Genomic DNA, 24,796 nt, shown 5'->3' with positions numbered 1-24,796 from the left:
TTGACAGGTACTAGGAAACGCGACAAACGAGATTAGTATGAAACATACAATAGAAGTAATGATTTCTGAGCAAGAGGTTCAGGAACGCGTACGTGAACTTGGGAAACAAATCACCGCCCACTATGAAGGCAGCGAAGATCTGGTTCTGGTTGGACTACTGCGTGGCTCATTTGTTTTTATGGCAGACTTAGCACGTAATATTGAACTGACTCACCAAGTGGATTTCATGACGGCTTCTAGCTACGGCAATACAATGGAGAGTTCTCGTGATGTGCGCATCCTTAAAGATTTGGATGATGACATCAAAGGTAAGGACGTACTTCTCGTTGAAGACATTATTGATACAGGTAATACGCTGAACAAGATTCGCGAAATCCTGTCGCTTCGTGAGCCTAAATCTATCGCGATTTGTACTCTGCTCGATAAGCCTTCGCGCCGTGAAGTTGAAGTACCTGTCGATTGGATCGGTTTTGCGATTCCAGATGAGTTTGTTGTTGGCGTCGGTATCGACTACGCTCAGAAGTACCGTCACCTACCATTTATCGGTAAAGTGGTCCCACAGGAATAAGCTTTATTGCTTGAAACACGTTCAGAGCAATGACGGGTCTGAACGTGGCCTACAGATACAAAAAAGCGCCCATTTTCGAGTGGGCGCTTTTTTAATATCATGGATGACCGCTAAGGATTAACGACAAAGCAGCTTGTGCGATGGGTTAAGGATTTCTTCCATTGCTTTTTGGTAAGAGGCATCAACACTTTCACGCGAGTGAGAGCGCACACCTAAATACTCCAACTTACCATCGCCAATGCCGTATACGACGCCGTGGATCTCCACATCTTGTCCTCGTTCCCACGCATTCTGCATAATGGTGGAATTACCAAGGTTGTAGACCTGCTCTGCAACGTTAATTTCACCAAGCTTATCGGCGCGATCCGCGGGCTGCATGGCATCTAAATATTCACGGTGCTTAAAGTACAGATCACGAATATGTAAAAGCCAGTTATTGATTAAGCCAAGTTGTGGATTATCAATCGCCGCATTCACCCCACCACAGCCGTAGTGGCCACAGACAATGATGTGCTTAACTTTAAGAACATCGACGGCGTATTGGACAACCGATAAGCAGTTTAGATCCGTGTGAATGACTTGGTTTGCCACATTGCGGTGAACAAACAGTTCGCCCGAGTAAAGGCCTGTTAGGCGCTCTGCAGGAACTCGGCTATCTGAACATCCAATCCATAGGAAGCCCGGGTTTTGACCTGCTTCTAACTTAGAAAAGTACTCAGGTCGTTCAGCTTTGATTGATTCAGACCATTTCGAATTGTTTTCAAATAGCTGTTTGATTTCTGGCATTTTATTAATAGTCCTTAAAAAATACTTTCATCACTATACACAATGTTACAAATTCCTTCCCGTAAAAAGTATGTTAAAAGGCACTCATCTGACGTCTTTGAGCGTCAAAAAACATAAACTTAGTGGCTATCCTAATTAATTGTTATAACGCATAACAAGGAGGCTGGTTAATACTTATCTCGCTTGGGTTATAATTGTTAAAACTAGGTTTATCTCTGTATTTCGATGCAGATGTGCGCATATTTTGTTTAATTCGGTAAGTTTTAACGTGGAGTTGAGTTGTGTTCAGAAGCCGTTTTGAAGATATCAATCTCAAAGGAGATTTATTTGGTGGTGTCACCACAGCGATAATCTCGCTGCCTTTGGCCTTAGCATTTGGTGTTGCTTCCGGAGCTGGGGCTGAAGCCGGTTTATGGGGCGCGATTATGGTGGGCTTTTTTGCTTCACTATTTGGCGGTTCCAATACGCTAATTTCCGAACCTACTGGCCCAATGACGGTAATTATGACCGCGGTACTCACCAGTATGATGGCCAAGTACCCAGAGTCAGGGATGGCCATGACCTTTACCGTGGTGATGATGGCGGGTGCCTTTCAAATATTATTAGGTACGCTTAAGCTCGGAAAATACGTCACATTGATGCCTTATAGTGTGATCTCCGGCTTTATGTCGGGAATTGGCGTGATCCTTATCATTTTACAGCTCTCGCCTTTGTTGGGTCATGCCGCTCCATCTGGTGGGGTCGCGGGAACATTAACTGCGTTGCCAGACACCGTCGCTAATATGAAATTTAGCGAGCTTTTCTTAGGCTTGCTCACACTCGGAATTTTATTTCTGTTCCCGAAAAAGTACCGTAAGTATGTGCCTGCCCAACTAGTGGCTTTAGTCGCGGTCACGTTGCTTTCGGTGATCGTCTTCGATATGGAGTCGATTCGTCGTATTGGTGAGATTCCTGCTGGTTTACCGTCTTTGGTCGTTCCTCATATTAATGCCGAAATGTTTACTGAGATGGTGATCGATGCACTGGTACTCGGAACATTAGGTTGCATCGATACACTGTTGACGGCGGTAATCGGTGACTCGCTGACGCGAAAAGAGCACGATTCGGATAAAGAACTGCGTGGTCAAGGCTTGGCAAATATGCTTTCAGGCCTGTTTGGTGCGTTGCCTGGGGCTGGTGCGACGATGGGCACCGTAACAAACATTCAAGTTGGCGCACGTTCTCCGCTCTCTGGTGTCGTTCGGGCACTGATGCTGGCATTGGTTGTTTTGGTTGCGGGTGGTTTGACCGAACCGATCCCGATGGCCGTATTGGCAGGTATTGCTGTCTATGTTGGTTTTAACATTCTTGACTGGAGTTTTATCCAACGTGCGCACAAGGTCAGCGTGCAGGGCATGGTGATCATGTATGGTGTTATGCTACTGACCGTATTTGTGGATCTAATCGTGGCGGTTGGCTTAGGTGTCTTTATCTCGAATGTGCTCGTGATTGAGCGTTTGAGCCGTGAACAAGCGCGCCAAGTTAAAGCAATCAGTGACGCCGACGATGATGATGTGCCGCTTACCGACAGTGAAAGGGCGTTACTCGACAGAGCAAAAAGCAAGGTGCTGTTCTTCTATTTGTCTGGGCCGATGATTTTTAGTGTTTCTAAGGCGATCTCGCGTCAGCACACCAGTATTTCCGATTATGAAGTGATGATCCTCGACTTAACCGACGTGCCAATGATCGATGTGACAGTAGGCTTAGCGTTAGAAAACGCGATTAAAGATGCGCTCGACGCCCAATGCCAGGTGTACTTGCTGTGTCCGAATGAAAACACCCGCCAGCAGCTAGAAAAATTCCATGTCGTCGACTTAGTCCCTGACGACAAGATGTTTAAGTTTAGATACGAAGCTCTCAAAGCGGCGATTAAGCACATGGATAGCGATGAACATCAACTTAACGCGGTTTAACCTCTTCTAACTCCACTCTCTCGAACGCCTCAGCCCTGCTGGGGCGTTTTTCATCTATGCCCAAAAGGTTTGAGAATCGGCGTTTTTATTTTAAATATCAATATTTCTAAAAAAATAGAAAGGTTTAATTGTAATCAACCGTACGCAACGATAGACTAATTTCCATTCACGACCCATAACGGCAAATAGAAAGTATGTACGCTTTAGAGATTGAACAGCTACGTAAAACGTATGCAGGTGGCTTCGAAGCTTTAAAAGGAGTGAGCTTAAAAGTTGAAAAAGGGGACTTTTATGCTCTGTTAGGTCCAAATGGAGCGGGAAAGTCGACCACGATCGGGATCATTTCCTCGTTAGTGAACAAAACCTCGGGCAAAGTGACGGTATTTGGTCACGACATTGATAACGAGTTGGAGTTAGCGAAGCAAAACCTTGGTTTGGTGCCACAAGAGTTTAACTTCAACCAATTCGAAACGGTTGAACAGATCGTTCTTCAGCAAGCGGGCTATTACGGAGTACCAAAATCTGTCGCGAAGCAGAGAGCTGAAAAATACCTAACTCAACTCGATCTGTGGGAAAAGCGCAACGAACGTTCGCGAAACTTATCGGGTGGTATGAAGCGTCGCTTGATGATTGCTCGCGCTTTAATGCACGAGCCTAAGCTTCTGATTTTGGATGAGCCAACCGCGGGGGTCGATATCGAGTTGCGCCGTTCGATGTGGCAGTTCCTTAAAAAGATCAACCAGCAGGGGATTACCATCATCCTCACTACGCACTATCTCGAAGAAGCTGAAATGTTGTGTCGTAATATCGGCATCATCAATAAAGGTGAGCTGATTGAGAATACGACAATGAAAAGCTTGCTGGGTAAGTTGCAAGTAGAAACATTCATTCTGGATTTAGAAGAGGGTACTCAAGAGCCTGTTTTAGAAGGGGTGGTGAACCAACGTATTGAGTCCGGTTCGTTAGAAATTGAGATAGAGAAAACCCAAGGTTTGAATGGTATTTTTGGTCAGTTAAGTGAGCAGGGGATCAAAGTTCTCTCGATGAGAAACAAAGCGAACCGCTTAGAAGAACTGTTTGTCAGTATTGTTAGAGAGGAGAGCAAGTAAATGTACCGTATTTACTGGACTGCATTTCGCAGTTTACTGGGTAAAGAGATCACGCGTTTTACTCGTATTTGGGTGCAAACTCTAGTTCCCCCAGCGATCACAATGACACTGTACTTCATCATTTTTGGTAACTTGATTGGTTCAAGAATCGGTGAGATGAACGGCTTTAGCTACATGGAGTACATAGTTCCTGGCCTGATTATGATGTCTGTGATCACCAACTCGTACTCGAACGTCGCTTCCTCCTTTTTCAGTGCAAAACTACAAAAAAACATCGAAGAGTTACTGGTTGCGCCAGTGCCTAACTACGTGATCATCGCGGGTTATGTGATGGGTGGCGTGACACGAGGCTTACTGGTTGGCGCGATTGTTACGTGTGTGTCGCTGTTGTTTGTTGATCTGCAAGTCGAGCATTGGGGCATTATCGTCGCGACAGTCTTCATGACTTCAGTGGTGTTCGCGCTAGGCGGCCTGATTAACGCGGTTTATGCCAAGACGTTCGATGATATTTCAATCATCCCAACGTTTGTGTTAACGCCCCTGACGTATTTGGGTGGGGTATTTTACTCGATCAGTTTGCTGCCAGAGTTTTGGCAAGGTGTGTCTAAGATTAACCCAATTGTCTACATGGTCAACGCGTTCAGATATGGCTTTTTGGGAGTCTCAGATGTGGGGATCGTGACCTCATTTGGGGTGCTAGGGATCTTTGTGATTGCACTGTACTCGCTAGCTCACTACTTGGTGACACGTGGTATCGGTTTACGCTCTTAATCAATAGGTATAAAAAAAGGGTTGGCAGTTGCCAACCCTTTAATTTTTATGTGATTAAGCGTCTTCTTCAGAAGATGGCTCAGAGTCATCACTCTCTTTAGTTTCAACAATCATGTCGACAACTTGGTTATCGATCAAGCGCGCTTTACCCAAGAATGCAGACATCAGAATCACGGCTTGAGTGCTTTCTGCACCAATCGGCTGTAGCGTGCGGGCATCACGAATGAATATTTCATCTGGGTGAAGGCCTGCCGCGCGCAGTTGATCGCTGGCATCTTCAATAATCGAGGCATAATCATCGCGCCCACCACGGATCGCACTGCTGATCCAGCGCATGGTGCGAGCCAGTACTGGCGCGCGTTGACGCTGATCGAGAGTCAGCAAGCCATTGCGAGAGCTCATGGCTAATCCGTCCATTTCACGCACGGTCGGAACGCCAATGATTTCGATGTCCATCGCGAGATCTTCGGTCATCTTGCGGATAACAGCCAACTGTTGGAAGTCTTTCTCACCAAAGCAAGCGATATCTGGCTGAACAATATTGAATAGCTTGGTGACAATCGTCGAAACACCACGGAAGTGACCCGGACGAGAAGCGCCTTCCAAAATAGTAGACAGCCCCGGCACTTCAACAGAGGTTTGTTTATCTAAACCTTCTGGGTAGATGATGTCTGGGGTTGGCGTGAAGACGAGCTCAACGCCTTCATTGCTTAGTTTGGCCAGATCGTCTTCCAATGTACGCGGATAGTTATTGAGATCATCAGCGCGATCAAATTGCATTGGGTTGACGAAAATGCTTACCACGACAATGTCGGCATGCTCACGAGCTTTACGAACCAGCGTTAAGTGACCTTCGTGTAGGTTGCCCATTGTCGGAACAAAAGCAACTTTGCGGCCTTCACGCTTGTACTGTTTGATCTGCTCGCGTAGAGCCGAAATTTCAGTAAAAGTCTGCATGATAATTGTATCCTTAGGCAATCGTATGAGATTCGTCTGGGAAAGCGCCGCTTTCGACATCCGATTTGTATTTAGCGACTGCCTTACGCATATCACCTGTTTCTGCTAAAAAGTCTTTTGAGAACTTAGGCATATAGTTGGCTGAAATGCCAAACATGTCGTGCATAACCAGAATTTGACCATCGGTTACGTTGCCAGCACCAATGCCGATCACAGGGACATCACACACTTCGGTAATACGTTCTGCAAGCTCTTGTGGTACACACTCTAGCAAAATGATCTGCGCGCCAGCTTTTTGTAGAGCCAGTGCATCGCTTACCATGCGGTCTGCTTTTTCTTGCTCGCGGCCCTGTACTTTAAATCCACCAAAAATGTTTACCGACTGAGGCGTTAAACCTAGGTGTGCACAGACAGGGACAGCACGTTCTGTCAGCATTTTTACAGTGTCGACCAACCAGTCGCCACCTTCAATTTTTACCATATTCGCGCCGGCACGCATTAGCTGCCCAGCGCTTTCACAAGCTTGCTCAGGTGTTGCGTAGCTCATAAATGGCATATCGGCCATTAATAGGCAGTTTGGGCTGCCTGCGCGTACACAGCGAGTATGATAAGCGATGTCTTCTACTGTGACAGGTAGCGTGTCGCGCGTGCCTTGAAGAACCATTCCTAAGGAGTCGCCGACCAGTAGCACAGGCATTTCTTGGCTTTCAAATAGCTGTGCAAAGCTCGCATCATAAGCGGTAGAAGTTGCAAATTTACGACCTTCCTGCTTCCATTTCATCAGGTCGTTGATGGTAATTTTTTTCATGATTTTTCCTTTTAAGGAGTTGGCTATGATTGCCAAATATTCAGGCCATTCTTATCTACGACTTTTAGTAAGTCTTCTAGCCTGCTTCCACATGGGAGGGTTAAATTTGGTGCGATTTCAGCAAGCGGGTAGAGCACGAACTCACGCTCTTTCATTCCATAATGTGGAACGACCAAGCGCTCTGAATCAATCACCTCATTGCCATAAAGAATAATATCAAGATCTAAGGTTCTTGGGCCCCAGCGCTCTTCTTTACGGACGCGCCCTTGCTCTAACTCAATGGCTTGGGTGCAATCGAGCAGTTCAAGTGGCGTTAATTTTGTTTTTATTTCAACAACTGCGTTGATGTAATCGGGCTGATCTTGTGGCCCCATCGGAGTGCTACTGTATAGCATTGAGCTTTGAATGAACTCTGAGCTAGGTAGACTTTTTAATGCTTCAATTGCATTTTGTGCCTGCCCGACGGGATCGGACAGGTTACTTCCTACCGCAATGAATGCCGTGATCATGAGGTTGCCTTCGGTTTGCTTTTGCGGAAGTTTTTACGACGGCGTTTTTTGGGTGCGCCCGATCCTGACGTTGATCCATCAATGTCAGCAACCATGGCTTGGCGCATATTACGACCTGCCGATTGGAAGGTATTCCACCATTTGGCCAGCTGTTCTGTTTCACCGCCTTCGACTTCACCACGCATTTCTAAGAAGTCAAAGCCTGCTCTGAACTTATTAAGCTCCATTAAGCGGAAGGCACGTTTACCGTTGCGACGCGGCATGCGGAGCTGAAGCTGCCAAATCTCTCGAATAGTTGCCGTGTGGCGACGAGGAATGGCAATGGAGCGTACTTGTTCATCAAGAATGATATTGCTCGCTTCCATGATGGCGTCGTAATGGGAGAGTTTACGCTTCTCCATTAACCACTTCGCTTTCTCTTGCAAAGGGTACCAAAGCATGGCGGCAAACATGAACGCTGGGTTGATACGTTTGCCTTCTTCAATACGTTGGTCTGTTGCGTCCAGAACCAAATCCAGCATTTGCTCAGTGTTCGATGTGTACTCTTCGGTGAAGTATTCCGCAATGGTTGGGAACAACTGCTGGAACAAATTGTATTCACGCATCAGGTGATAGGTTTCTAGGCCATGACCTGATTGCAACATCTTGAGAGATTCTTCGTAGAGACGCGCTGGTGGAATGTCTCGTAAGAGGGGCGCCATGTATTCAATAGGCGCTGCTGTATCTTCTTCAATGTCGAAATCGAGTTTGACGGCAAAGCGGATCGCGCGCAGCATTCGCACCGGATCTTCGCGGTAACGCGTTTCTGGGTCGCCAATTAAACGCACCAGTTTATCTTCGAGATCTTCAATACCACCTGCGTAATCATGGATAGAGTAATCCGCGATGCTGTAATACATGGCATTAATCGTAAAATCACGACGTTCTGCGTCTTCATCAATGGTGCCATAGACATTATCACGCAACAGCATCCCTTCTTTGGACTGCTGAGAGACGTTTTTGCTTGGTTCCTGGTGATGACCTCGGAAAGTGGCGACTTCGATGATATCGCGGCCAAACATGATATGAGCCAGGCGAAAACGTCGGCCAATTAGGCGACAGTTTTTGAATAGCTGGCGGATCTGTTCAGGGGTCGCGTTTGTCGCAATATCAAAATCTTTAGGGTGTTGGCTGAGTAATAAATCTCGTACTCCGCCACCCACTAGATACGCATCAAAGCCAGCTCCATGAAGTCTGTATAGCACCTTCAATGCATTATCGCTGATTTGTTTACGAGAGATATTATGCTCTTGGCGAGTTATGACATTCAGAGAGAGCTCTGGGTATATGTTTGTTTCGCTTGGTGTATAGTCGTTTTTATTCATGTGCTTCTGGCAATAATATGGTGAAAACCAACCTTGCTTCAGGCTAATTTGGTGCCTATTGAGGCGAATTGCGGCTAATAATAGCTTACAGCGAGCCTTTTGAGAATCTCGGTGTGATCTCAGTCGATTCTGGCAACTGCTGCAATTGCCAATGTTTTACGCCCCAAGTAATGATTTTAGATATTTCCAATTGTGCAATATCTTGAGTGATTTCAAAGCCTAGGAAGCGCATTGCGTCGAGCAGTGCAGGCTTAGGATTACAGTTATCAATAGCCGGAGCATGATTTTGTTTGGACAGTTTTTGTCCGTTGTCACCGAGCGCCAACGGTAAATGCAGATAGTTGACCGGTGTTTTTTCTAGCATCTTATAAAGGCTGATCTGGCGTCCAGTTGGTTCAATCAGATCCGCACCGCGCACGACTTCAGTGATCCCTTGCTCAATGTCGTCCAATACTACCGCAAGGTTGTAGGCATATAAGCCATCTCGGCGTTTTATAATAAAATCTTCATCTGCCAGTGCGGTCGGGATGTTGAGCTGTCCGTGTTTTTTATCGTCAAAGTGGTACACAGGGTGAGTCATCTTCAATCGAATGGCACAATTTCCTGTGTCTGTCAGCACTAAGTCGCGACATGTTCCGGTATAGAAGCCACCAGACGCTTTAATTTGCTTGCGAGTACATTGACAGTAGTACGCTTGACCAGATTCAAGCCACGCATCAATTTGGGCTTGATAAACCTCGTGGCGCTGGCTTTGATAAATGACCTCTCCATCCCAATGTAAGTGATACGCTTCCAGAGTTTCCAGTATCAGTGCCGAGGCGCCTGGCATTTCTCGGGGTGGATCTAAATCTTCGATACGCACCAGCCACTGGCCATTATTGGCTTTCGCTTGAAAATAGCTGCCTAAGGCCGCAACCAGAGAGCCGAAGTGGAGTGGCCCTGAAGGGGAAGGCGCAAAGCGTCCGATATAACTCATAACAATGTCGTGAATCTTATTAAACCAAAAAGGGAGCCAAAGCTCCCTTTCTCTTTATCATAGCATCCAGCTGGTGATTAACCCTGCATCTGCTTTTCTTTGATCTCTGCAAGTGTTTTGCAGTCAATACAAAGATCGGCGGTTGGTCGTGCTTCAAGACGACGGATACCAATTTCGATACCACAAGACTCACAGAAGCCAAAATCATCTTCTTCGATTTTGTCTAAAGTCTTCTCAATCTTCTTGATTAGGCGACGCTCGCGATCACGGTTACGTAGCTCAAGGCTAAATTCTTCTTCTTGCGAAGCTCGGTCAACGGGATCCGGGAAATTTGCTGCTTCATCCTGCATGTGGTGAACAGTGCGGTCAACTTCTTCCCTAAGCTGGTTGCGCCAAGCTGTCAAAATTTTTGTAAAATGAGCCAATTGTTCTGGTGACATGTACTCTTCACCAGCTTTCTCTTGGTATGGCTCAACCCCTGCAATGGCTAGGATGCCTAGCGCTTTTTTCTTCGATTCTGGCATGCAGCATCTCCTACTAACACCTAGTCAACTGAACTCAGCAGTCTATTTTAAGGCGGGTATCTATAGCAAAAAGCTACAAGTGAGGCAAACTCTGATTTGTAAACTTGTTGTCAATGTGAAGGTCACGTCACTTTTATCGTTAATTGATAAACTCAATCGCTTTGACCAGTTTCATCTCAGAATTGGAAAGTTCCGCTTTGTAACAGAGAACTTCCACCCCTTGTTCCTGTGCTTTTTTCAGTAATTGTGAATATGTCGCGTCTATATGGTGTGCGGCAGATACTTTTTCAATGCCTGAATGTAAAACTGCAAATAAAAGTACAGCTCTGCTTCCACTTTGTGCCATTTCTGAGAGTTCTCTCAGGTGCTTTTGTCCCCGTGTTGTCACCGCATCTGGAAAGTAGCCTTGGCCGTCCATCTCGGCATCCAATAAAGTGACGCTTTTCACTTCTATATAGCAGCTTGGCTGATTTTCTGAGTTGAGCAAGATATCAATCCTACTATTTTCACTGCCGTACTTAACTTCCGTTTGAAGTTGATCGTATCCAGCGAGCTCATTGATCACCCCTGATTGAATCGCTTCTACCGCGAGTTGGTTGGCTCGAGCCGTATTGATGCAAATTTTATGGCCCGCTTTGGTTTCGCTGAGTTCCCAACTGTTCGGGTACTTACGTTTGGGATTGTCAGAGGTTGAATACCACACGGTGTTACCGGGCTCTGCACAGCCCGTCATCGCGCCAGTGTTGGCACAGTGAATCGTGCGCTCGCTGCCGTCGGGCAGGGTGATGTCTGCAAGGAAACGTTTGTAGCGCTTTATTAAGGTGGCAGATTCTAATTGGGGTTCAAACTTCATTTGGCACTGGATTTATGTACAATATTTGCATCATTACACCATAAGGTTTTTCCATTGTCACAACTGCCTATAAAGGGCGTGATGCCAGAGCTTTTGTCTGGCGTGCGTTCTGCTTCTCAACTGATCCTAAAAGCCGCTCCAGGTGCAGGTAAATCGACCTATTTTCCCTTAAAGCTTCTGCAAGAGAATGTGGTAGCAGGCAAAATCATTATGCTTGAGCCTAGGCGATTGGCGGCGCGTAACATTGCACGTTATTTAGCGCAGCAGTTAGGCGAATCAGTCGGTCAGCAAGTGGGTTATCGCGTTCGTGGCGATACCAAAGTAAGCGCTGCGACCAAGCTGGAAATTGTGACAGAAGGGATCTTAACCCGAATGATTCAGTCTGATCCTGAATTGTCAGGGATTGATATGGTGATCTTTGATGAGTTTCATGAACGTAGCATCCACGCAGATACCGCACTCGCTTTTTGCCTCGAAATACAGGAAGCGCTGCGCGATGACCTTAAGCTGGTGGTGATGTCCGCCACGCTCGATCAGCATGCGCTCTGTAAACTGTTGCCCGATGCGCGTTATGTCGAGTCGCAGGGTCGAAGCTATCCAGTCGAATATCGCTACCATCCGTTAAAAGCCAATGAGCGTTTAGAAGATGTGATGAGCCGACAGATTTCCAGTTTGATCGCGTCTGAATCGGGATCCTTGCTTGCGTTTCTGCCTGGTGTGGCAGCCATTAAGCGTGTGCAAGAAAGGCTCGAAAATTTGCCTCAGGATATTCATGTGTGTCCTTTATATGGGCAGCTCACGTTTGAGCAGCAGCAGGCCGCGATTCAACCCGCAGCCAAAGGACAAAGAAAAGTTGTGTTAGCGACCAACATTGCGGAAACGTCTTTGACGATTGAAGGGATTCGCCTAGTGGTGGACTCTGGCTTGGAGCGCGTTGCGAAGTTTGATTTAAAAAGTGGCGTGACTCGATTAGAACAAGTACGTACTGCAAAGTCCTCTGCGGAGCAAAGAGCGGGGCGTGCGGGGCGTACTGAACCCGGCATGTGCGTTCGTTTGTTTAGTGAAAGCCAGTTGAATCAGCAAGCAGATGTACCAACTGCTGAAATTCTTCATTCAGATTTGGCGAGCTTAACCCTCGAACTAGCACAATGGGGGGCTCAGGAAGCCAGTGATTTGAAGTGGTTGGATGTTCCCCCTGCAAATGCGGTAGATCAGGCGAGAGAGCTCCTGAAGGCACTGAACTTGATGAACAGTAAGCATCAACTGACCGAATCCGGCAAGCTAGCGATAGAGCTTGGGGTAGAACCTCGCATGGCTGCGATGTTGTCGCGTTCTAAATCGATGAAATGTACCAATACCGCGGCGTTGGTAGCGGCACTGTTGGAAGAAGTTGAACGAAATACCGTCGACTTGCTACACAGTGTTCATCGCTTTAAGCAAGGCAAGCATAGCAAGCAAAAAGTGGTGTCTCAGCGGGCTCAGCAACTTATGAAAAAGCTCGGCCACCCATTTGCCGCGCAAGATATTGATGAGCAGTACGTCCCTGTGTTGCTGGCGGCGGCATTTCCTGACCGGATCGCGCAAGCCAGAAACAAGCAACACGGGCGATTTGTACTCGCCAACGGCCATGGCGCTGACCTCCAAGAGGCAGAACGTTTAGCGGCCAGTGAATATTTGGTTGTGGTTGACTTGATGCGTGGGCGCTCTGATTCATCGATGATTTTTTTGGCCGCTGAGTTGGATCTTGCTTTGCTCGAGCAATATTGCCCCGAGCTGTTCACGGAGCAAGAGGTGGTCGATTGGGATGAAAACAAAGGTCGTTTGGTCGCTGAGCGACAGCAAAAAATAGGGCGTTTAGTGGTGTCGACGCAGCTACTTCCGGAGCCTTCTGGTGAAAAAATGACGAAAGCTTTACTTAATTTCGTTCATCGTAAGGGCATTTCGGTATTAAATTGGACACCGAAAAGCCGAGAGACACTGGAACGGCTGCGCTGTGCTGCTGACTGGCTACCTGAGCATGAGTGGCCGCGTTTGGATGACAGCGCATTGCTAGACGACTTAACGAACTGGCTTGAGCCGTATATGACTGGGGTTCATTCAGTCAAAGGGCTTGGCAAGATTGATCTGACAGAAGCGTTAATGGCGTACATCGGCTGGCCTTTAAACCAGGAAATAGACCAATGGTTACCAACCCATTATCAGGTGCCGACTGGGTCAAAAAAAGCGATACGTTACCAGCACGGGAAGGAGCCAGTTTTGTCCGTGCGGATGCAAGAAATGTTTGGTGAACAATGTTCGCCCGCGATTGCTCAAGGGCGTAAAACTTTGGTGTTGGAATTACTTTCGCCGGCACAAAGACCACTCCAGGTAACTCGGGATTTGGCGAGTTTCTGGCAAGGCGCTTACAAAGAAGTGCAGAAAGAGATGAAAGGCCGCTACCCAAAACATGTTTGGCCAGATGATCCGGCAAGCCATGTTGCAACCACTAAAACGAAACGACAATTAAACTCATGACCAAAAAAACGACGACAGGCACTAAGCCTAAGGCGACGAAAGCGGCCAAAAAGCCGACCCGAAAGCGTACAGGAAAAGCACCCAAGCGCTCACCGAAGCCATCCAATAAACGCCAATGGTTAAAAAAACTGTGGGGGATCAGTTGGAAGTTGGGTGTGGCGGTATTTGCCATTTTAGTGTTTGTGGGGATCTACCTAGACAGCGTGGTTAAGCAGCGTTTCGAAGGCCAGTTATTCTCGTTGCCAACCGTCGTGTATGCGAGGATTTTGAACCTTGCTCCAGGGGATTCCATTAGCCTCAAAGAAGTGCGCAACGAATTGGATGTACTGAATTACCGTAAAGTGCGTCAACCTCGTTATCCGGGCGAGTACTCCTCTTCTTCTACCAAAATTGAGTTGATTCGACGTCCTTTCGAATTTACCGATGGGCCTGAGCCTGATCGTCATATCATGCTGCATTTTGATCAAAGTGGTTTGCAACGCATTCAATCTCTAGAAAAAAGAGGCGATTTAGGCTACTTGCGCATTGAGCCTAAGATGTTGGGCATGCTGGAAAAAGGCCAAGATGAACAACGCCTTTTCCTTCGTCGAGAGCAGTTCCCAGAAGCCATGGTGGATGCACTTTTGGTCACCGAAGATAGAGACTTCTATCAGCATGACGGTGTCTCTCCGCTTGCGATCGCTCGTGCGCTGGTCGCCAATGTCAAAGCGGGCCGAACCGTGCAAGGGGGCAGTACGCTGACTCAGCAGTTGGCAAAAAACATCTTTCTTTCCAGTGAGCGAACGTTATGGCGAAAAATACGTGAGGCCTACATCGCGCTCATTATTGATTATCGCTACAGCAAAGACCGTATTCTAGAAGGCTACCTCAATGAGGTTTACTTAGGTCAAAGTGGTGGCGAAGCGATCCACGGTTTTGGTTTGGCTTCTCGACTTTATTTTGGCCAGCCGATTCAAGAATTACGCATTGACCAGTTAGCGATGCTGGTCGGCATGGTCAAAGGTCCTTCTTATTATAACCCGGTTCGTTACCCTGAACGCGCAAGAGAACGCCGAGATCTGGTGCTTCGCTTGATGATGCAACAAGACATCCTCACTGCTGATCAATTTGAGGTAGCGGCAAGCCGACCGTTGGATATTCAGGATAATCCTCGTGTGGCTAGCAGGCAGCCTGCTTACTTCCAACAGCTAGAAATAGAACTAAAAGAGAAAGTGGGTGGCGCTTTTCAAGCAGACTCTGGCTTGCGAGTGTTTACCTCTCTGGATCCCGTTTCTCAGCAAGAATTGGAAAAGGCGATCGCGAAAAAGATTCCTGACTTAGCAAAAGTGGCAGGCAGTTCACTCGAAGGCGCTGCGATTGCCGTGGATCGTCATACGGGAGAAATTCGTGCGATGGTTGGTGGTAAGCGAACTGGATACGATGGTTTCAACCGTGCACTCAACGCTAGCCGCCAGATAGGGTCTTTGGCAAAACCAGCGATTTATTTAACCGCGCTTGAGCAGCCGGAAAAATACAACCTAGCGACAACCTTGCAGGATAAACCCATCAGCTTAAAAGGCAGCAAAGGAACGGTTTGGTCTCCACGTAACTATGACCGAAAGTTCCGAGGTGAGGTGCCGCTTTACCTCGCACTCGCGAAGTCTTACAACGTGCCAACAGTTCAGTTGGGTATGCAATTAGGCATCCCTAGCGTAGTCGATACATTAGAGAAGCTAGGTGTCGACCGGAACGAAATTAAGCCAGTACCATCTATGTTGTTAGGGTCGTTTACCCTGACGCCGTTCCAAGTGGCACAAATGTACCAAACGCTGACGAACTCTGGGCGCCGAGCACCACTATCGGCGTTGCGCTCGGTCGTGGATCTCGACGGAAACGTGTTATACCAATCTTTGCCGCGCGTATCACAGGCGGTCGATCAGCAAGCGGCTTGGTTAACCACCTATGCGATGAAGCGAGGAGTTCAAGAAGGCACGGGTAGACACCTGAACCATAAATTTGGTTGGGCCGCGTTAGCTGGTAAAACAGGGACCAGTAACAACACCCGAGACAGTTGGTTTGTCGGTATTGATGGCCGTGAAGTGACTACTGTTTGGCTTGGTCGGGACGATAACAAATCGATCAAATTGACGGGCTCAAGCGGTGCGCTGCGCGTTTATGCAGAGTACCTTCAACATCGCATTCCAGAAAAATTAACATTACCTTGGCCTAGCGGAGTGAGTACAGTAGGTTTTGCTAAGTCTTCGCATGGCAGCTTAGAGTTAAGCTGCGGCAGTGCGTTTAAGCTGCCGGTTTGGGATGTGAATAACACCTTCAAACAACATTGCGAGAATCAACCGACTGATTGGCTGGAAAAATTGTTTACTTGGTAATGAGCAGGTATGCCCCCATTAAATAGGCTGTAACCTGGGTAATAGGCATGATAGGGACTTTGAGAATGAGAAAACTGGCTTGGATTGTATTGGCATCGGCTGTTTCATGGGTGAAAACTGGCTACGCCAATACCGATCTGGAGCAGAAGGCCCCTCAGCGTGAAAAAATCGCGGTTGTTCTGGCAGGCGGTGGCGCCAAAGGTGCGGCTCATATCGGTGTTTTGAAAGCGCTTGAGGAGCTCAAAGTTCCTGTCGATTATATTACAGGGACCAGTATGGGGGCGTACGTAGGTGGCCTGTATGCCACGGGCATGAGTGCCGATGAAATAGAAGCCTTAGTGGATACTGTGGATTGGAACAGCGGTTATCGTGATCGAGTGAACCGCAGTGATCGTCGGGTTCGAGACAAAGAATATGAAGATCGCTATCAGCTCACGACCGATTTAGGTTTAAGGTGGGGCGAGGTTCGGGGCTCTAAGGGGATCGTGCAAGGCCAAGGAATGCTGCGTATTTTGCGTGAAACGACGGGGAACTTGCCGCCGTTTGAGTCCTTCGATGAGCTTGCTATTCCATACCGCTCGGTCGCGACCGACATCATTGAGCTTCAGCCGGTAATATTGGATGATGGTTACTTGGTCGATGCCATGATGGCAAGCATGTCGGTACCGGGGGCTTTGCCGCCTTATCAGTTGAATGGACGACTGCTGGTGGATGGTGGCGTAACCAATAATATGCCAGTGGATGTGGCTCGAGATTTAGGCGCTGATACCGTGATTGCGGTGGACATCAGTACCAGCTACAAACAAGAAAATGACTTTACAACGCTGCTAACGGTTGCGGATCAGTTGTCCAATTACTTAGTTCGCAGCACTACCCACCGACAAGCGATTACTCTCACGGATGATGACGTGTTCCTGCTTCCTGACGTAGGGGACATGGAAACGACCGAATTCGACAGAATGCCCGAGGCGTTTAAAAAAGGCTATTTGGCAGCGATGCAAAACCGCGAGCAGCTTGAACGGTATAGTGTGTCATCTGCGGAATACCAGCGATATATCGATCAGAAAGAAGACTCTCGTAAGCGCCTGACTTATGGCGATGAGATTGAAGTTCAACAGGTCGTGATCAATAACAATACGCACTACAGTAATACGCTGTTGGAAAATCGTCTTAACTTGGATGCTGGCAACATATACAGCTTGGAAGAAGTGGAGCAGAGCGTACAAGATTTGTATGCGCTGGACAGATTTGAGCGGATCACTTATCGCTACGATGAAATCGATGGCCAAGACACCTTGGTTGTGGATGTAAATGAGAAATCGTGGGGGCCAAATTATGTTAACTTCCGTTTTTTCCTCGAAGATGACTTTAGCACTGATAGCCAGTACTCGATTGGTGTTTCTACCAACTTTACCGATCTCAATATTCATGGTGCAGAGTTCCGCACCAACCTAGAAATGGGTACCGATAAGCTGATCGAAGGGGAGCTGTACAGCCCGATTCTTTCTGGCCAAAAAGCCTTTATGACGTTGGGCCTCTCCTACAAAAAAGAGAAGCGTAATGCACCCGTTTCAGGCTTTGGTGATACTAGCTTAGAGGCAACCAATAACTTTTTGCCTATTTCATTTATGGAATGGGAGGCTGATGTAGCCTTAGGTTATCAGCAAACACTGTGGAGTGAGTTTAAAGTCGGGCTGAGATTTACTGACGGTGACGGACAGTTCTCTACGTTGCCTACTTTAGGTGATATCGCCTTTAAGCGGATTGGCGCATTTGCCAGTTACCGTATTGATACCCTCGATAGCTTCAGCCTTCCAACCAAAGGCATCTACCTAGATTTAAATTATTTGATATCGATGGATGAAAGTGTCGATGAGGAAGAGTTGGTCAGTGAGCGGTACAGTGAAGACACTTCTTATGAACTAGGGGCCAAATTCAAAGCCGCTCACAGCTTTTCACGACATACTTTGGTCGCAAATTTAGACGTCGGTGTCGTGAAAAGTAAAAATTCGTCCATTCCTATCGACCCGCGAGAAATTGGTGGCTTTCTGCACTTATCTGGTATTCCAAGAAATAGCTTAATAGGCCAGAACAAAGCATTCAGTAGTTTGGTGTATCGATATAAGTGGTTCGATAACGACTTTGGTTTGTTCACCTCCCCATTCTATCTGGGGGCATCGTTAGAATACGGTGGTGTATGGTCTGATCCGGATATCTCCCTACGAGATGCCCCTATGTATACAGCGGGTTCGGTTTTTGCTGGCGTAGATTCACCGATTGGCCCAATCATGTTGGGCTATGGCCGAACCGAGCAGCGATTTGATTCTGTTTACCTGATTGTCGGCACGACATTCAAATAAAAATAGAAAGAAAACTGATGGCATTGACACTTCTCATATTGTGGGAATTTTCGCGATTAGTGAGTCAAAATCATAAAACTTTAGTCTTAAGTTGCTATGTTGGTCAAAGTGATGAGATTTTAATTTAAGGTTAAATTTGCTATTCTACCGCCCACAGTTTGGCCTCTCTGGCGCTGTTTCTCACTCAAATTGAATGAAAATATGGCAAGGAGAGCCAAGTTTCCAAGGATGCTCACTCCCTTATTCTTTGATTAAATAGCAACAAAAGGGAGGAGCCGCAATGAGAGGAAAAAGTCGTGCTTGAAGCCTACCGTAAACACGTCGAAGAGCGTGCTGCTGAAGGAGTTGTTCCTAAACCACTCGATGCCGAGCAAGTTGCTGGCCTCGTAGAACTTCTTAAAAATCCCCCTCAAGGTGAAGAAGCATTTATTCTTGACCTACTAGAAAACCGAATCCCACCAGGTGTTGATGAAGCGGCTTACGTAAAAGCTGGCTTTTTGACCGCAGTAGCGAAAGGTGAGGTGTCTTCGCCTCTAGTGAGCCGCGAAAAGGCTGCTGAGCTACTTGGTACCATGCAAGGTGGTTACAATATTGAACCACTAGTAGAGCTACTCGATGACGAGTCTCTGGCCCCAATTTCAGTTAAAGCGCTGTCTCACACACTGCTAATGTTTGATGCTTTCTATGATGTAGAAGAGAAAGCAAAAGCAGGAAATGCGTTTGCACAACAAGTACTACAATCGTGGGCTGATGCTGAATGGTTCCTAACTAAACCAGAGCTTCAAGAGAAAATTACGCTGACGGTATTTAAGGTAACGGGTGAGACTAACACGGATGACCTGTCTCCAGCACCAGATGCTTGGTCGCGTCCAGATATCCCAGTTCACGCACTTGCAATGCTGAAAAACGAGCGTGATGGTATTAACCCAGATCAGCCAGGCAGTATTGGCCCTATCAAGCAAATCGAAGAACTTAAGTCGAAAGGTCACCAGCTAGTGTATGTGGGTGATGTTGTTGGTACGGGTTCTTCACGTAAGTCTGCAACCAACTCAGTGCTTTGGTTCATGGGTGATGACATTCCTAACGTACCAAACAAACGCGCTGGCGGTTACGTACTGGGTGGTAAGATTGCACCTATCTTCTTCAACACAATGGAAGACGCGGGTGCGCTACCAATCGAAGTTGACGTCTCTAAGCTGAACATGGGCGACGTGATCGACGTTTACCCATTTGAAGGCAAAGTATGTAACCACGAAACTGGCGAAACGCTGGCTGAATTTAAACTAAAAACTGACGTACTGATCGATGAAGTACGTGCTGGTGGTCGTATTCCGCTTATCATCGGTCGTGGCCTAACAGACAAAGCTCGCCAATCTCTAGGTCTAGAGCCTACAGACATCTTCCGCAAGCCAGGTGACGTTGCGGACTCAGGTAAAGGTTACTCGCTTGCGCAGAAGATGGTGGGTAAAGCATGTGGCGTAGAAGGTGTTCGTCCGGGCACTTACTGTGAGCCTAAGATGACTACGGTTGGTTCTCAGGATACTACGGGTCCTATGACGCGTGATGAACTTAAAGACCTTGCGTGTCTTGGCTTCTCAGCAGACCTAGTGATGCAGTCTTTCTGTCACACGTCTGCGTACCCTAAACCAGTTGATGTAAACACGCACCATACGCTACCTGATTTCATCATGAACCGTGGCGGTGTTTCTCTACGTCCGGGTGACGGTGTTATCCACTCGTGGCTAAACCGTATGCTTCTGCCTGATACCGTTGGTACAGGTGGTGACTCGCATACTCGTTTCCCACTCGGTATTTCATTCCCAGCAGGTTCTGGTCTGGTTGCATTCGCAGCCGCGACAGGCGTTATGCCACTGGATATGCCAGAATCAATCTTGGTTCGCTTTAAAGGTGAAATGCAGCCGGGTATCACGCTACGTGACCTAGTACATGCCATCCCTTACTACGGTATCAAGCAAGGCCTACTAACGGTTGAGAAAGCGGGTAAGATCAACGAATTCTCTGGTCGTGTACTAGAGATCGAAGGTGTTGAGCACCTAACGGTTGAGCAAGCGTTTGAATTGTCAGATGCATCAGCAGAGCGTTCAGCAGCAGGCTGTACGGTTAAGTTGTCTCAAGAGTCGATCGAAGAGTACCTAAACTCGAACATCACTATGCTTAAGTGGATGATCTCTGAAGGCTACGGTGACCGTCGTACTATCGAGCGTCGTATCACGGCAATGCAAGAGTGGCTGGATAACCCAGAGCTGATGGAAGCAGACGCGGATGCAGAATACGCACACGTGATCGAGATTGACCTAGCGGAAATCAACGAGCCAATTCTATGTGCGCCAAACGATCCAGATGATGCACGCCTACTTTCTGACGTGCAAGGTACACAAATCGATGAGGTATTCATCGGTTCATGTATGACGAACATCGGTCATTTCCGCGCGGCAGGTAAACTGCTTGAGCAATGGGGTGGTCAGCTAGATACGCGTCTATGGGTGGCTCCGCCAACTAAGATGGACCGCGATCAGCTAACAGAAGAAGGTTACTACGGTATTTATGGCCGTGCTGGTGTTCGTATTGAAACTCCAGGATGTTCACTATGTATGGGTAACCAAGCGCGCGTAGCAGACAAAGCGACAGTCATGTCGACTTCAACGCGTAACTTCCCGAACCGTCTGGGTACAGGTGCGAACGTTTACCTATCTTCTGCGGAACTTGCGGCAGTAGGTGCAATTCTTGGTCGTATTCCAACTAAAGAAGAGTACCTAGAGTACGCTGAGCAAATTAATGCAACTGCAGCGGACACATACCGTTACTTGAACTTCCATACAATGGAACAGTACACCAAGAAAGCGGATACGGTTATTTTCCAAGAGCCTGCTTAAGATAAACATTGAGTAATAAAGCGTCTGCTTCGGCAGGCGCTTTTTTTTGTGCTTTAGAAAGCTGCGCTATATACTCTCGGGCTAGATTTTTTGAAGTGGTTGTCCGATGGAATTCGAATTTATCAGAAATACACTCATGGGTGAGTATTACGTCAAATCGAGTATGGGACACGAGATTGTCGGTCGTTGGTTGCAAGAAGAGATCGGCAAAGACTGGAACAAAATTGATCGAGTAGATCAGCTTCTGGATAAAGCCAGACGCGAGCCTCAGCATGAGCATATTCTTGAAGGCAAAGAGATCACCCTGAATGTTCAAGGTGACGAAGTGGTCGTACAAGAAAATGTGCTTGCTCATGGCGCAGAGCTCGATTCTGACAGCGAGTTTGATTTCTATGACAGTGAAAGTACCGCTAGCTGTGGCTTAGAAGATTTTGAGTTGATGATCGAACAGTGGAAAGAGTTTCTGACCACCAAATAGGGCAAAGTTATTTTACTTGCACAGAGATGGTGAGAGGCACAAAGCTTGCCTTAATGTTGTGAAAAGGGCGCACTAATATAGTGCGCCCTTTTTGTTTCTATCAGCTAAAAATAACACTAAATATTTATTTATCAATTACTTAAATAATTGGCACGCACCTTGGATTCTATTAAGTAAAAGGACGAATGCTTCATAGAGAGGATGCGATGAAATTAGTAAATGCGATTATCAAACCGTTTAAATTGGACGACGTACGCGAAGCACTAGCGGATGTGGGTATAGAAGGTATGACCGTTTCTGAGGTGAAAGGCTTCGGACGCCAAAAAGGACACACGGAACTCTACCGCGGTGCCGAGTACCAAGTGGACTTTCTCCCTAAGGTGAAGCTGGAAATCGCTACTCATGCGGAAAATGTCGACAACGTGATTGAAGCCATTACCAAAGCGGCACAGACCGGAAAAATTGGTGACGGCAAAATTTTTGTCTACGACCTGAGCCAAGCGGTGCGAATCCGTACAGGTGAAATGGACGCAGAAGCGCTTTAAGAATTCAAAGGACTGGAGACAAAGCAATGGAATTAACAACTACAGTAACAGAGTTAAGATACGCACTGGATACTTTCTTCTTTCTCATTTCAGGTGCGTTGGTGATGTGGATGGCGGCTGGGTTCGCTATGTTAGAAGCGGGTTTAGTACGTTCTAAGAACACCACTGAGATCCTCACGAAAAACTTTTGCTTATACGCTATCGCCTGTACGACCTATCTCATCGTGGGCTACAACATCATGTATGTTGGAAATGGTGAAGGCGGTTGGTTGCCATCCTTTGGTGCATTGATTGGTACCCAAAGTGAAGGAGCAGACCACTCGTTAGAATCAGATTTCTTCTTCCAAGTTGTGTTTGTAGCAACCGCGATGTCGGTGGTATCGGGTGCGGTCGCTGAGCGTATGAAATTATGGTCTTTCTTAATCTTTTCAGCGGTTTTGACCGCCTTTATCTATCCAATGGAAGGTTACTGGACATGGGGCGGCGGCTTCCTAGCTGAAGCGGGTTTTAGCGACTTTGCAGGCTCGGGTATTGTGCATTTAGCTGGCGCTTCAGCGGCTCTCGCGGGTGTGTTATTACTTGGTGCGCGTAAAGGTAAATACGGTAAAAATGGCGAAATCTACCCAATCCCAGGCTCTAACATGCCTCTTGCAACACTGGGTACCTTTATCCTTTGGTTAGGTTGGTTCGGCTTTAACGGTGGTTCTCAGCTAATGGTGTCTGACTTTGAGAACGCAACCGCAGTTGGTCAAATCTTCCTTAACACCAATGCAGCCGCTGCAGCGGGCGCGATTGCAGCCTTATTTGTGTGTAAAACAACGTGGGGTAAAGCCGATTTAACCATGATTTTGAATGGTGCTTTAGCTGGGCTAGTGGCGATTACTGCTGACCCGCTTTCTCCATCACCGCTTTACTCAGTTGCTATTGGTGCCGTTGCCGGGGTAGTGGTTGTGTTTAGCATCATTGGTCTTGATAAGCTGAAGATTGACGATCCTGTGGGTGCTATCTCAGTGCACGGTGTGTGTGGCTTCTTTGGCCTAATGGTTGTGCCAATCAGTAATGCTGATGCTAGCTTTGGTGCTCAGCTACTGGGTGCGGCTGTTATCTTCGCTTGGGTATTTGCAGCAAGCCTAGCGGTATGGGCAGTGTTAAAATACACAGTTGGCATCCGAGTATCTGAAGACGAAGAAATGGAAGGAATGGATATGCACGATTGTGGAGTAGGCGCTTACCCAGAGTTTGTAACTGTGAAGTAGGTCAATGATGAACCAATTGGTTGCATATTGTTAATGAAAAAAACTGCTAATGTTGGCAGTTTTTTTTGTTTTTGCTCATTGTTTTCTAAATAGTCATGCATATAATAACGCAACTGATAAACGTTATCATTACGAATACATAAAGGACTGACCCATGAAAAAAGTGCTAACTCTTTCTGCTTTAGCGTGTGCAACACTTGCTCCAACCGCTATGGCCGCTGAAGAAGTGAACGTATACTCATACCGTCAACCATTCTTGGTTGAGCCTATGTTCAACGAGTTCACGAAAGAGACTGGTATTAAAGTAAACGTTAAGTTTGCTAAAAAAGGTCTTGCAGAAAAGCTAGCTCAAGAAGGTGAGTACAGCCCTGCTGACGTTGTTCTTACCGTGGACATCAGCCGTCTTGCTGAGCTAACGAAAAAAGACGTTGTTCAATCAGTAGAAAGCGCTGTACTTGAGCAAAACATTCCAGCTCAGTACCAAGATGCAGAAAACGAGTGGTTTGCCCTAACAACTCGTACTCGTAGTGTTTACTCATCTCGTGACCGTGTAGGTAAATTGGGTGAAGACTTCACTTATGATGATCTTGCTAAACCAGAATTCAAAGGCAAGATCTGTACTCGTAGTGGTAAGCATCCTTACAACGTATCTCTAGTTTCTTCAATGATTGCTCACAAAGGTGAAGCAGAAACTAAAGAATGGTTGGAAGGCGTGAAAGCGAACCTTGCTCGCAAACCTCAAGGTAACGACCGTGCTCAGGTTAAAGCAATCAAAGAAGGTCTATGTGACGTTTCTCTGGGTAACAGCTACTACCTAGGTAAGATGGTAAACGATGCCGAGCAAAAAGCATGGGCAGACGCGGTTTACATCAACTTCCCGAACCAGAAAACTACGGGTACGCACGTAAATATCTCTGGTATGGCGATGGCGAAGTACGCGCCAAACAAAGAGAACGCGCTTAAACTGATGGAATTCCTATCGGGCGACAAAGCACAAAGCATGTACGCAGAAGTAAACTTTGAGTACCCAGTGAAAGAAGGCGTGAAGCGTTCTGAACTAGTTGCATCTTGGGGTGACTTCAAAGCGGATACAGTTTCTCTAGATGAAATTGCAGGTCACCACGAAGCAGCAATCAAACTGCTAGACGAAGTTAAATTCGACCTTTAATCGTTAGTATCAATCGGTAAGCTGATTACCGATGA

At 47.0% G+C, this 24,796-nt stretch carries 20 protein-coding genes; 12 read left to right on the top strand and 8 right to left on the bottom strand.

Annotated features, from left to right (window positions below):
• Positions 1–37: 37 nt before the first annotated feature.
• On the top strand, positions 38–568 hold the full coding sequence (gene hpt / locus VNE01S_RS08520; protein ID WP_053394184.1) for a hypoxanthine phosphoribosyltransferase: 531 nt from the start codon (positions 38–40) through the stop codon (positions 566–568).
• A gap of 117 nt (positions 569–685) precedes the next feature.
• Here hpt and can read toward each other — a convergent pair whose 3' ends face one another.
• Positions 686–1,354: a carbonate dehydratase gene (gene can, locus VNE01S_RS08515; protein WP_053394183.1), complete on the bottom strand. Its 669-nt coding sequence runs from the start codon at positions 1,352–1,354 to the stop codon at positions 686–688.
• Between the two features lie 281 nt (positions 1,355–1,635).
• Between can and VNE01S_RS08510 the strand changes: the two genes are divergently transcribed.
• The 3 genes from VNE01S_RS08510 to VNE01S_RS08500 all read left to right on the top strand — a co-directional run bounded on the left by VNE01S_RS08510 (position 1,636) and on the right by VNE01S_RS08500 (position 5,186).
• Positions 1,636–3,306, top strand: a complete 1,671-nt coding sequence (locus VNE01S_RS08510) for a SulP family inorganic anion transporter (RefSeq protein ID WP_053394182.1) — start codon at positions 1,636–1,638, stop codon at positions 3,304–3,306.
• A gap of 194 nt (positions 3,307–3,500) precedes the next feature.
• Positions 3,501–4,415, top strand: coding sequence for an ABC transporter ATP-binding protein (locus tag VNE01S_RS08505; RefSeq protein WP_053394181.1), 915 nt, complete (start codon positions 3,501–3,503; stop codon positions 4,413–4,415).
• Positions 4,416–5,186 (top strand): ABC transporter permease, encoded by a 771-nt coding sequence (locus VNE01S_RS08500; protein WP_053394180.1) that lies wholly within the window; start codon positions 4,416–4,418, stop codon positions 5,184–5,186.
• A 54-nt stretch (positions 5,187–5,240) separates the two neighbouring features.
• Here VNE01S_RS08500 and panC read toward each other — a convergent pair whose 3' ends face one another.
• The 7 genes from panC to sfsA form a co-directional block, all read right to left on the bottom strand.
• Entirely contained in the window at positions 5,241–6,143 is a 903-nt protein-coding gene (gene panC / locus VNE01S_RS08495; RefSeq protein WP_053394179.1) for a pantoate--beta-alanine ligase, read from the bottom strand.
• A gap of 13 nt (positions 6,144–6,156) precedes the next feature.
• On the bottom strand, positions 6,157–6,951 hold the full coding sequence (gene panB / locus VNE01S_RS08490) for a 3-methyl-2-oxobutanoate hydroxymethyltransferase (RefSeq protein ID WP_053394178.1): 795 nt from the start codon (positions 6,949–6,951) through the stop codon (positions 6,157–6,159).
• 23 nt (positions 6,952–6,974) lie between these two features.
• On the bottom strand, positions 6,975–7,460 hold the full coding sequence (gene folK / locus VNE01S_RS08485; protein WP_053394177.1) for a 2-amino-4-hydroxy-6-hydroxymethyldihydropteridine diphosphokinase: 486 nt from the start codon (positions 7,458–7,460) through the stop codon (positions 6,975–6,977).
• Entirely contained in the window at positions 7,457–8,824 is a 1,368-nt protein-coding gene (gene pcnB / locus VNE01S_RS08480; RefSeq protein WP_053394176.1) for a polynucleotide adenylyltransferase PcnB, read from the bottom strand. Before pcnB ends, folK begins: the two co-directional genes overlap by 4 nt.
• An 85-nt stretch (positions 8,825–8,909) precedes the next feature.
• Positions 8,910–9,800 carry a tRNA glutamyl-Q(34) synthetase GluQRS gene (gene gluQRS / locus VNE01S_RS08475; RefSeq protein WP_053394175.1) on the bottom strand — a complete coding sequence of 297 codons (891 nt, stop codon included), beginning with the start codon at positions 9,798–9,800 and terminating at the stop codon, positions 8,910–8,912.
• Between the two features lie 77 nt (positions 9,801–9,877).
• Positions 9,878–10,324 (bottom strand): RNA polymerase-binding protein DksA, encoded by a 447-nt coding sequence (gene dksA / locus VNE01S_RS08470; RefSeq protein WP_053394174.1) that lies wholly within the window; start codon positions 10,322–10,324, stop codon positions 9,878–9,880.
• A 139-nt stretch (positions 10,325–10,463) separates the two neighbouring features.
• Positions 10,464–11,177 (bottom strand): DNA/RNA nuclease SfsA, encoded by a 714-nt coding sequence (sfsA, locus tag VNE01S_RS08465; RefSeq protein WP_053394173.1) that lies wholly within the window; start codon positions 11,175–11,177, stop codon positions 10,464–10,466.
• 54 nt (positions 11,178–11,231) lie between these two features.
• Between sfsA and hrpB the strand changes: the two genes are divergently transcribed.
• The 8 genes from hrpB (at position 11,232) to VNE01S_RS08425 (ending at position 24,761) form a co-directional block, all read left to right on the top strand.
• A complete protein-coding gene (gene hrpB / locus VNE01S_RS08460) occupies positions 11,232–13,691 on the top strand; it encodes an ATP-dependent helicase HrpB (protein ID WP_053394172.1) in 2,460 nt (819 codons plus the stop codon).
• The gene (gene mrcB, locus VNE01S_RS08455) at positions 13,688–16,060 is read left to right on the top strand and encodes a penicillin-binding protein 1B (protein WP_053394171.1); all 2,373 of its coding nucleotides are present in this window, start codon (positions 13,688–13,690) and stop codon (positions 16,058–16,060) included. Before hrpB ends, mrcB begins: the two co-directional genes overlap by 4 nt.
• Positions 16,061–16,125: 65 nt before the next feature.
• Positions 16,126–18,420, top strand: coding sequence for a patatin-like phospholipase family protein (locus VNE01S_RS08450; protein WP_053394170.1), 2,295 nt, complete (start codon positions 16,126–16,128; stop codon positions 18,418–18,420).
• A gap of 296 nt (positions 18,421–18,716) precedes the next feature.
• Complete coding sequence (gene acnB / locus VNE01S_RS08445; RefSeq protein WP_053394169.1) at positions 18,717–21,314, top strand: bifunctional aconitate hydratase 2/2-methylisocitrate dehydratase; 2,598 nt, start codon at positions 18,717–18,719, stop codon at positions 21,312–21,314.
• 106 nt (positions 21,315–21,420) lie between these two features.
• Complete coding sequence (locus VNE01S_RS08440; protein ID WP_053394168.1) at positions 21,421–21,792, top strand: YacL family protein; 372 nt, start codon at positions 21,421–21,423, stop codon at positions 21,790–21,792.
• A 206-nt stretch (positions 21,793–21,998) separates the two neighbouring features.
• Positions 21,999–22,337 (top strand): P-II family nitrogen regulator, encoded by a 339-nt coding sequence (glnK, locus tag VNE01S_RS08435; protein WP_053394167.1) that lies wholly within the window; start codon positions 21,999–22,001, stop codon positions 22,335–22,337.
• A gap of 26 nt (positions 22,338–22,363) precedes the next feature.
• The gene (gene amtB, locus VNE01S_RS08430; protein WP_053394166.1) at positions 22,364–23,593 is read left to right on the top strand and encodes an ammonium transporter AmtB; all 1,230 of its coding nucleotides are present in this window, start codon (positions 22,364–22,366) and stop codon (positions 23,591–23,593) included.
• A 154-nt stretch (positions 23,594–23,747) separates the two neighbouring features.
• Positions 23,748–24,761: a Fe(3+) ABC transporter substrate-binding protein gene (locus VNE01S_RS08425; RefSeq protein WP_053394165.1), complete on the top strand. Its 1,014-nt coding sequence runs from the start codon at positions 23,748–23,750 to the stop codon at positions 24,759–24,761.
• The last annotated feature ends 35 nt before the right edge of the window (positions 24,762–24,796 follow it).

The organism is Vibrio nereis NBRC 15637 (assembly GCF_001591105.1).
GTDB lineage: Bacteria > Pseudomonadota > Gammaproteobacteria > Enterobacterales > Vibrionaceae > Vibrio > Vibrio nereis.
This window is presented reverse-complemented; position numbering and strand designations above follow the sequence as displayed.